The sequence below is a fragment of the Microbispora corallina genome, assembly GCF_016863035.1.
Classification (GTDB): Bacteria; Actinomycetota; Actinomycetes; order Streptosporangiales; family Streptosporangiaceae; genus Microbispora; species Microbispora corallina.
This window is the reverse complement of the sequence record NZ_BOOC01000005.1, coordinates 453,176-461,668: the sequence shown is the minus strand read 5'-3', so window position 1 is coordinate 461,668 and position 8,493 is coordinate 453,176. Positions and strand designations below refer to the sequence as shown.

General features: G+C 68.3%; 7 protein-coding genes and 1 tRNA gene. 2 read left to right on the top strand and 6 right to left on the bottom strand.

Features of this window, described 5'->3' with window-relative positions; all coding sequences use genetic code 11:
• Nucleotides 1-120 precede the first annotated feature (120 nt).
• The 4 genes from Mco01_RS10120 to Mco01_RS10105 form a co-directional block, all read right to left on the bottom strand.
• Complete coding sequence (locus tag Mco01_RS10120; protein WP_425559989.1) at nucleotides 121-1,851, bottom strand: caspase, EACC1-associated type; 1,731 nt, start codon at nucleotides 1,849-1,851, stop codon at nucleotides 121-123.
• Nucleotides 1,838-2,164, bottom strand: a complete 327-nt coding sequence (locus Mco01_RS10115) for a hypothetical protein (RefSeq protein WP_204056590.1) — start codon at nucleotides 2,162-2,164, stop codon at nucleotides 1,838-1,840. The genes Mco01_RS10120 and Mco01_RS10115 overlap by 14 nt, the downstream gene beginning before the upstream one ends.
• A gap of 560 nt (nucleotides 2,165-2,724) precedes the next feature.
• Nucleotides 2,725-2,801 (bottom strand) — tRNA-Pro (locus Mco01_RS10110).
• A 36-nt stretch (nucleotides 2,802-2,837) separates the two neighbouring features.
• Nucleotides 2,838-3,770 (bottom strand): metallophosphoesterase, encoded by a 933-nt coding sequence (locus Mco01_RS10105; protein ID WP_239103474.1) that lies wholly within the window; start codon nucleotides 3,768-3,770, stop codon nucleotides 2,838-2,840.
• Nucleotides 3,771-3,850: 80 nt separating this feature from the next.
• Between Mco01_RS10105 and Mco01_RS10100 the strand changes: the two genes are divergently transcribed.
• On the top strand, nucleotides 3,851-4,306 hold the full coding sequence (locus Mco01_RS10100; protein WP_204056589.1) for a GatB/YqeY domain-containing protein: 456 nt from the start codon (nucleotides 3,851-3,853) through the stop codon (nucleotides 4,304-4,306).
• Between the two features lie 139 nt (nucleotides 4,307-4,445).
• On the opposite strand, the gene Mco01_RS10095 is transcribed toward Mco01_RS10100, so the two are convergent.
• Nucleotides 4,446-6,695: a transglycosylase domain-containing protein gene (locus tag Mco01_RS10095; RefSeq protein WP_239103473.1), complete on the bottom strand. Its 2,250-nt coding sequence runs from the start codon at nucleotides 6,693-6,695 to the stop codon at nucleotides 4,446-4,448.
• 258 nt (nucleotides 6,696-6,953) lie between these two features.
• Here Mco01_RS10095 and Mco01_RS10090 point away from each other — a divergent pair, with 258 nt between their 5' ends.
• Nucleotides 6,954-7,250, top strand: coding sequence for a WhiB family transcriptional regulator (locus tag Mco01_RS10090; RefSeq protein ID WP_036326687.1), 297 nt, complete (start codon nucleotides 6,954-6,956; stop codon nucleotides 7,248-7,250).
• A gap of 100 nt (nucleotides 7,251-7,350) precedes the next feature.
• On the opposite strand, the gene bagB is transcribed toward Mco01_RS10090, so the two are convergent.
• Nucleotides 7,351-8,493, bottom strand: coding sequence for an ATPase BagB (gene bagB / locus Mco01_RS10085; protein WP_204056587.1), 1,143 nt, complete (start codon nucleotides 8,491-8,493; stop codon nucleotides 7,351-7,353).

Here is an 8,493-nt window from a genome sequence, read left to right as displayed (position 1 = left end):
GGCTCGGCTGTGTGCCGAGCCCGCCGCGACCACGCGTATGGAGATCGAAAAGGCCACCTGCGGTGATCGCACGTGGCCTTTCGTCTGGGTCGGGTGGCGGGATTTGAACCCCCGGCCTCTTCATCCGAATGGGTTGTCCCCCGTCGGCTGGTCGGTCGGCTGGTCGGTCGGCTGCTCCAAAGAGCCGCTGGAGACGGTCAGCGTGATCGTGGTGCCCGGCTGGAGGTGGGCCCCCGGCTCCGGCGCCTGGTCGATCACGTCGCCCTGCGGGACGCTGTCGCTCGGCTGCTCCACGGTCGTGACCGTGAACCCGGCCCGCTGGAGCGTGTTAAGCGCGTTCGCCAGCGTGAGGCCGACAACACTGAGCACTTCCACCGGAGTCGGCCTCGGCGTGTTCTCCGTCCCGGAGCCGTTGTGTTGCGGCGTCGGTGTCGGCGTCGGCGTTCGCGTTCGCGACGGCGTTGGCGTTCGCGACGGCGACGGCGACAGCGATGATTTTGGCCCCAGGGACACCCGCAATGTCACCGAGTCGCCCGAGTGAATGGGCTGTCCGCTAGGGGGATCCGTGTCGATAACACTGCCGGCGGAAATCGTGTCGCTGTGCACCTCGACCAGAACTGGCCTCAGGCCTAGACGGGTCAGCTTACTGATTGCGGCCTTCTTGGCCATTCTGCTCAGTGCGGGTACGTAGGCAGCGGGCGGGGTCATGTTGATTACGAGTAGGACAGCCACCACGGTGGCGGTGATGGCGCCCGCAGTGGCGAAGATCCCCAGCACGCCCTTACGCCGGCCGGACGTTTTCTTCCGCGACCGGACTGGAGGGGGCGAGAGTGCGAGCGGCGCGACCCCCGGTGGCTTAGGCACCCTTACGTCGGGTGCCGTCGGCTTGGGCGCAGTCGTCTCGGGCGCAGTCGTCTCGGGCGCAGTCGTCTCGGGCGCAGTCGTCTCGGGCTTCGTGGGGGGAGCGGGCTTCGTGGGTGGCACGTACGTGTCGGCCACCAGCCGGAACGGCTGGGTTCCCTTGGCCGACTCATCCTCAGCGTCGTCCTGTGCGGGGTCGGCGCTGACGGAAGGGACGGGTTGCGCGTGAGGTGCCCATCGGGGGTTACGGGCGATGATCAGTTCGCCTCGTACTGTGCTGATCTTTTCGGGCGTCTGGTGTGGTGTGATCTGACGAACGTGATCGAACAGATAGTCGTACAGTTCGTCCACCGACACCATGCCGTCGCTGTCGACATCGGCCTTGCCCGTCCGAAGCCCTTCGACCAGCACCCCCGTGAACACGGATGGCTGCCCGGCGCCGCTCAGGAGCCCGGTGTCGGATTCATATGCATATTCCAGGGCGGTGGACGCGCTGATCACCACACGGCCGCGCCCCTGGAATCGATCCAGGCCCAACCGTTCTGACGACCGGGGAATGAGATTCTGAGGGAAGGCTCCACTATAACAACAATCCAATAGCAGGACGATTTTCTGGGACCTGCTGCGGTCGATCTGCTCGTTGACGAACGCCGCGGAAAGGCCGGTGGCTGCCAGCCTGTCGAGTTTGGTCGACGACATTGCGAAGTAGAGGCGGCCTGATTCGTCCTTGACGCCGTGACAGGAAAGGTGCAGCACGAGAAGATCGTCGGGCCGGCGGTCGGCGAAGAATCCCTCAATCTCTTCCGCCACCTCATAGGCGGGCCGGTTGAAGAGTTGGCGGGTGGAAAAGCCGCCGATTCTTGGATCCGACAGGACCTCGGACAGTTCGCGGCCGTCGTGCGTCGGAGATCTCAATTGTCCCAGCGCCTTGTCGGCGTAGGTGTCCGCTCCCACAATCAGCGCGTACGAACCAGGCTCAGGGCTTGGCATGACGCTCGATCCAATGATCGATCAGCCGCCGCTGGTCCTCCCGGGAAACTCCGGTGACCTCCAGGACGTCCTTGCCGAGCTGGATTTTTACCGAACGCCCTTGGCCGCGGCTTGCCCATGCCCGAATCAGGTCGATCACGGCCGTCACTCCAGCGGGCTCGACAAGGCTGACAACCATCGCGCCGATGACGCCGACGTCAACACCTTTCGCGCCTTCGGGTGGAGCACTTGGAATCGCCTCGACGCCCAGAATGTCGAGTTGCAGGAGGTCCCGTCGCAGAAGGATGGCGGCTTGGGCGACCTCTTCCGGCACTCCCCACGGCCCTAGACCGATCTCAACCCGAAGTGAAACAGGCCCGCTGGGACGAGTCCCACGTTCTTCCACCGAGCAAGACTCCTCAACAGGGATGTCCGAAATAGCAATTAACTTCGTCTGCGAGCATATCCGTCGGCATGCCTGAGTGCCAGACGGTGACGAGCGATGTCGGCTTTCCTTACGTACCGAGGTGGAGGTGGATGCGACCGATGCTGTTCGCGACTAGAGACTGCCTCGTGAGCTGCTGAGTGCCGTCCTCGAATTGATTGTCCATGGACCTCGTGATTCGCGGAAGCTCTTTTCGCCTCGGTGGCGAACGGCGAGAGGTCGGGGCAGGCGAACGTTGCGGTATGGCTTCAGGCGTTCGAAGACGACGGCCACTCGGCCGGCGGCGCGGTCACTCGCGAGATGCGCCGAAAGGCCGAGTAGGCGTCCGGTGTGCGTGCGCCTTCCTAGGGTTCGTTGGCGCCCGCCAGCGCCACCGCGAGCCACTTCAGGTGGAGCAACGCAGAAGGCCGGTTCCGTTCTTCGGAACCGGCCTCTTAGCTGGTACTGCATGGTCGGGGTGGCGGGATTTGAACCCACGGCCTCTTCGTCCCGAACGAAGCGCGCTGCCAAGCTGCGCTACACCCCGGTCTCACACGGCTCTCGCCCTGCTGCCTCGGCAAGTCTAGCGGACTTTGCCGATGCTTGTGCCACCCGCCACGACGGGGCGGCGGGGGACGAGGGTGAGCAGCGTCGCCTCCGGAGGGCAGGAGAACCGGGCCGGCGCGTACGGCGAGGTGCCGAGGCCGGCGGACACGTGCAGCCAGGCGCTCTCGTGCCGGCTGAGGCCCTTGACCCTGGCCCGGTCGATGCCGCAGTTGGTCACCAGGGCGCCGTAGAAGGGGATGCACAGCTGGCCGCCGTGCGTGTGCCCGGCCAGCAGGAGCTGGTAGCCGTCCTCCGCGAACCGCGACATGTTCCGCGGCTCGGGGGAGTGCATGACGCCCAGGCGGAGGTCGGCGTCGGCCGGGGCGGGCCCGGCGATCTCGTCGTACCGGTCGCGGTCGATGTGGGAGTCGTCGATCCCGCCCACGTGCACGTCGAGGTCGGCCACCTTGAGCCGGGCCGTCGTGTTGTTCATGTCGAGCCAGCCCGCCGCCGTCATCGAGGCGCCCAGCTCACGGTAGGGCAGGTCGGGGACGTGGCGGCCGGAGTCGCCCTTCGACGTCCGCCAGAGGTAGCGGGCCGGGTTCTTCGGCCGGGGGGCGTACAGGTCGTTGGATCCGTACACGAACAGGCCGGGCCGGTCGAGCAGCGGCTCCACGGCGTGCATGTACGACTCGACCGCGTCGGGGTGGGCGAGGGTGTCGCCGGTGTTGACCACGAGGTCGGGGTTGAGCGTGGCGAGCGACCGCACCCATGTGATCAGCCGGGACCGCCGCGGGGTCAGGTGGAGGTCGGAGATCTGGAGGATCCGGATCGGCCGCTGCCCCGGAGCGAGCACCGGCACGTCGAACCTGCGCAGCCGGAACCAGTTGCGCTCCACGACGGACGCGTAACCGATGCCGGCCATACCGAGGCCGAGCAGGGACAGGGGGACAGCGGCGGCTTTCCTCACACAGCCATGATGCCCGACGTACGCCCCGGCTCCCGCATAACCTGGCGAGGATCATCGGCCTGACGCGGCAAGATGGACCCATGAGTGCGTTGAAGGACAAGCTGAAGGCCGACCTCGCGGCCTCGATGAAGGCGCGTGACGAGGTACGGCTCCGGACGATCCGGATGGCCCTGGCCGCGATCAACGTGGAGGAGGTCGCCGGCAAGGAGGCCCGCGAGCTCTCCGACGACGAGGTCGTGAAGGTCCTGACCCGGGAGGCGAAGAAGCGCCGCGAGGCGTCCGAGGCGTTCGCGGGCGCCGGCCGCGCCCAGCAGGCCCAGGCGGAGCTCGACGAGCAGGCCGTCCTGGAGGAGTACCTTCCCGCCCAGCTCAGCGACGAGGAGCTGGGCAGGCTCGTCGACGAGGCCGTCGCCGAGAGCGGCGCCGAGGGGCCGAAGGCCATGGGGCAGGTCATGAAGATCCTGAACCCGAAGGTCGCCGGCCGCGCCGAGGGCGGCCGGGTCGCCCAGGCCGTCCGCGCCCGCCTGACCCCCTGACGCCCGGCCGTACGCCGCGGAAGGGCTGATCGCCCCGGCCGTACGGCCCGGGACGCCTGAACGCCCGGGCGCCAGTGCCGTGAAGACGACGGATGGCCCCTCACCACGTGTGTGAGGGGCCATCCGTCGTCGCGTGGCGTCAGCCGTTCCGGAAGGGACGGCCCACGTTGAAGGGGTCGCCGCCGCCACCCGGGCCGGGACCACCGCCGGGGCCGCCACCGGGACCGTGGCCGCCGCCGGGGCCTCCGTCCGGACCGCCGTCACCCTTGCCGTCGCCCTTGTGCGGCTTCGGCGGGGGAGCGCACACGTGGGCGCATCCGCCGAACTTCGACATGTCCGGCGCGACGAACGACGACGGCTCGACGCCCTTGAGCGCGTCGATGAACGTCGCCTTCCAGATCGGGCCGGGGATGGTGGCGCCGAAGACCACGCCGTACGTCCGGCCGCCGATGACCTGGCCGGGCAGCGGGTACCGGACCGGGCCGCGCGGGTCGCCGAGGCTGACCGCGCCCGCCAGGTCGGGGGTGTACCCGGCGAACCAGACGGTGTGGGACTGGTCGCCCGTGCCGGTCTTGCCGGCCGCGTCCCGTCCGATGCCGCCGACCGCGGACATGGTGCCCTTGGTGAACACGCCCTCCAGGATGTGGCTGGTGGCGTCGGCGATGTCCGAGTCGATCGCCTGCCGGCAGTTCGGCTTGAACGGGGTCACCTTGTTGAACCGGTCGGTGATCTCCGTGATGGCCATCGGCTTGCAGTACTTGCCGCGGGCGCCGATGGCGGCGTACGCGCTGGCGACCGTCACCGGGTCCATCTCGTTGAAGCCGAGCGTGAACGGCTGGAACTCCTGCAGCTTCTGGCCGTCGGAGCGCTTGATGCCGAGGTCCTTGGCGGTCTTGACCACGTTGCAGAGGCCGACCTTCTGCTCCAGCGTGAGGAAGAAGGTGTTCACCGACTTCCAGGTGCCGGTCTGCAGGGTCAGGAAGCCGCCGCCGGGCTCGGAGTTGTGCTGCGGCTTGGCGTTCGGGTCGCCGACGTTCTGGCCCTTGCAGTTCTTGAAGTCGGAGTAGGAGTTCGCCTTGAACGTCGCGCCCACGTTGAGGCCGTCGTTGAACTTCCAGCCCTCCTTGAGGGCGGTGATCAGGGTGAACACCTTGAACGTCGAGCCGGCCTGGAAGCCGGTGCCGCCGCCGTGCGCCGCGTCGGCGACGATGTTGAACGACATCTCGTTCTTCTTCTTGCTGGAGCCGTACTTCCGGCTGGAGGCCATCGCCTTGATCGCCCCCGTGCCGGGCTCGACCAGTGCCTCCGAGGCGACCGGCTTGTCGGACGGGTCGACGTACTTCTTGATGGCCTTCTCCGCGGCCTTCTGCATCTTCCGCGACAGGGTCGTCCGGATGGTGAGGCCGCCGCGGGCGAGGAAGTCGTACCGCGCCTTCTCGGTCTTGCCGAACTGGGCGTCGTTGAGGATCTCGTCCCGCACGTAGATGCAGAAGTACGGGTAGTCGCTCTCCTCACAGCCGCCGGGGATGGGCTTGTCCTTGTACCCCAGCTTCTTGGCCTTGGCCGCCGCGGCGTCGGCCGGGGAGATGATGTGCAGCTCGGCCATGCGGTCGAGGACGACGTTGCGCCGCGCGAGCAGCCGCTCCCTGGACGCCTTGCTGACGTTCGGGTCGGTGGCGTTGGGGTTCTGCACGGCGCCGGCCAGCGTGGCGGCCTGGGCGAGGTCGAGATCGGAGGCGTGCTTGCCGAAGAACCGCTTGGACGCCGCCTCGATGCCGTACGAGCCGGCGCCGAAGTACGCGATGTTGAGATACCGGTTGAGGATCTCGTTCTTCGAGTACTTCTGCTCGACGGCCATCGCGTAGCGGATCTCCTTCAGCTTGCGCGAGAAGGTCGGCTCGATGGCCTTGAGCTGGTCTTCCTTCGTCTCGGCGGCGTTGAGGAGGACCTGCTTCACGTACTGCTGGGTGATGGAGGAGCCGCCCTGGGTCACGCCGCCCGTCGTGAGGTTCTTGACCAGCGCGCGGCTCGTGCCCTCCAGGTCGAGCGCGCCGTGGCTGTAGAAGCGGAAGTCCTCGATCGCGACGATGGCCTTCTGCATGATCGGCGCGATCTTCTCCAGCGGCACAGACTCGCGGTTCTGGAAGTAGAACTGGGCGATCGGCTTGCCGTCGGCGTCGAGCAGCGTGGTCTTCTCGGGCAGCGGCGGCTCGGCGAGGTCCTCCGGGGCGATCCGGAGGGTCTCGGTGGCGGACTTGACCGTCACGCCGGCACCCCCGACGGCGGGTAGTGCAATAGCCGCCGCCAGCACCCCCGCGACCGCGGCCGCGCCGATGAGGCGCAGGACGTTCCCCGATCTGGACGCGATGCTTTTGCCTTGAGCTTGCACGAATCCAAGGGTACGTCGGATACGTGACTCCATCGGCCTCGGTTCCACGGCCCGCCATTACCCGTTCACGGGGGTGACTAGTCATTCCCGGCCACGTGGCCTGACATGACCATGCACGAATTTGGTCCCCCCGGGGTATGTCGGTTCGATCGTTTCGTTGCGTACGTTCTCCTCTGCGGCTACTGCAATCAGGAGGCCCGACGCCCGCGCCCGTCGGCCGAAACGACGACTGACCACCTAAGGGGAGTGGGGTCGAACATGTGGATCACGGATTGGACCTCCCGTGCCGCCTGCCGAGGTGCGGATCCTGACGCGCTCTTCGTACAGGGCGCCGCACAGAACCGGGCGAAGCTCATCTGCCGGGGATGCCCTGTCCGTACCGAATGCCTGGCCGACGCGCTGGACAACCGAATCGAGTTCGGCGTGTGGGGCGGCATGACGGAAAGGGAGCGCCGCGCGCTGCTGAGGCGCCGGCCGGATGTGGATTCCTGGCGCGACCTGCTCGAGTCGGCCAAGGAAGAGTACGAGCGCACGAACGAGTTGATCGCCGGCTGAGCCCGGCGGGACGTCGCCCCCTACCCCGGGGCGGCCTCCGATTCCTCCCACCTCCACCCGGCCCCGGCGCCCCAATGGCGAGGCGCTCACCGCGGCCGGTCTACGACGCCAGCAGCTGCCCGATCTGGCGGAGCCCCGCCAGATCGTGCACGTCCTCCGGCATCGCCGGAACCTGGGCGATCGGCACCGTCGGGTGGGCCGACGTGAAGTGGTCCCGCTGCCGGCGTTCGCGGGCCCCGAGCTGCATCCGTCCCGCGTGCAGGCGGAGCACGGCCGCGGTCAGGTCGTGCTCGCCCCGGGAATCGAGGTCCTCCGCCGCCGCGAGGCTGCGGGCGGCCGACAGCTCCGGCGCGGGCGAGGTGTGCACCCGGTTGACCACGAGCCCCGCCAGCGGCATCCGCTCGTCGGCCAGCCGTTCGACGAAGTAGGACGCCTCCCGCATCGCGTCGCGCTCCGGCGCGGCGACCACGAGGAACGCCGTCCCCGGCGCCTGCAGCAGCTGGTACGTCTGCTCGGCCCGCTGGCGGAACCCGCCGAAGACCGCGTCGAGCGCGGACACGAACATCTGGATGTCCCGCAGCACCTGGGCGCCGATCACCTTGGTGAGGATGCCGGCGACCATCCCGAACCCGGCGTTGAGCAGGCGGAAGGCGCTGCGCCCGCCGGCCTTCGCGGGCGCGGTGAGGAAGCGGATCAGCCTGCCGTCGAGGAAGCGCCCGAGCCGCTCGGGGGCGTCGAGGAAGTCGAGCGCCGACCGGGACGGCGGTGTGTCGACCACGATCAGGTCCCAGTCGTTGGACCGGCGGAGCTGGCCCAGCTTCTCCATCGCCATGTACTCCTGCGTGCCGGAGAAGCTCGACGACAGCGACGCGTAGAAGGGGTTCGTCAGGATCTGCTGCGCCCGGTCCGGGTCGGCGTGTGCCTCGATGATCTCGTCGAAGGTCCGCTTCATGTCGAGCATCATCGCGTGCAGCTCGCCGCCGTCCGGCGACTCCGCGTCGCCGACTCCGGCGACGCGGCGCGGGGTGTTGTCCAGCTCGGTGAGGCCCATGGCCTGGGCCAGCCGCTTGGCGGGGTCCACCGTGAGCACCACGACCGACCGTCCGCGTTCGGCGGCGCGCAGCCCGAGGGCCGCGGCCGTCGTGGTCTTGCCCACCCCGCCCGACCCGCAGCAGACGATGATCCGCGTGTTCGGGTCGTCCAGGATCGCGTCGACGTCCAGCGCGGGTGCTGTCCTGCTCAC

Bases quoted from the DNA above. Each gene is read 5' to 3' on its own strand.
- Mco01_RS10090 (WP_036326687.1), top strand. From the start codon at position 6,954: ATGTGGATCACGGATTGGACCTCCCGTGCCGCCTGCCGAGGTGCGGAT.
- Mco01_RS10120 (WP_425559989.1), bottom strand. From the start codon at position 1,851: ATGCCAAGCCCTGAGCCTGGTTCGTACGCGCTGATTGTGGGAGCGGAC.
- Mco01_RS10100 (WP_204056589.1), top strand. From the start codon at position 3,851: ATGAGTGCGTTGAAGGACAAGCTGAAGGCCGACCTCGCGGCCTCGATG.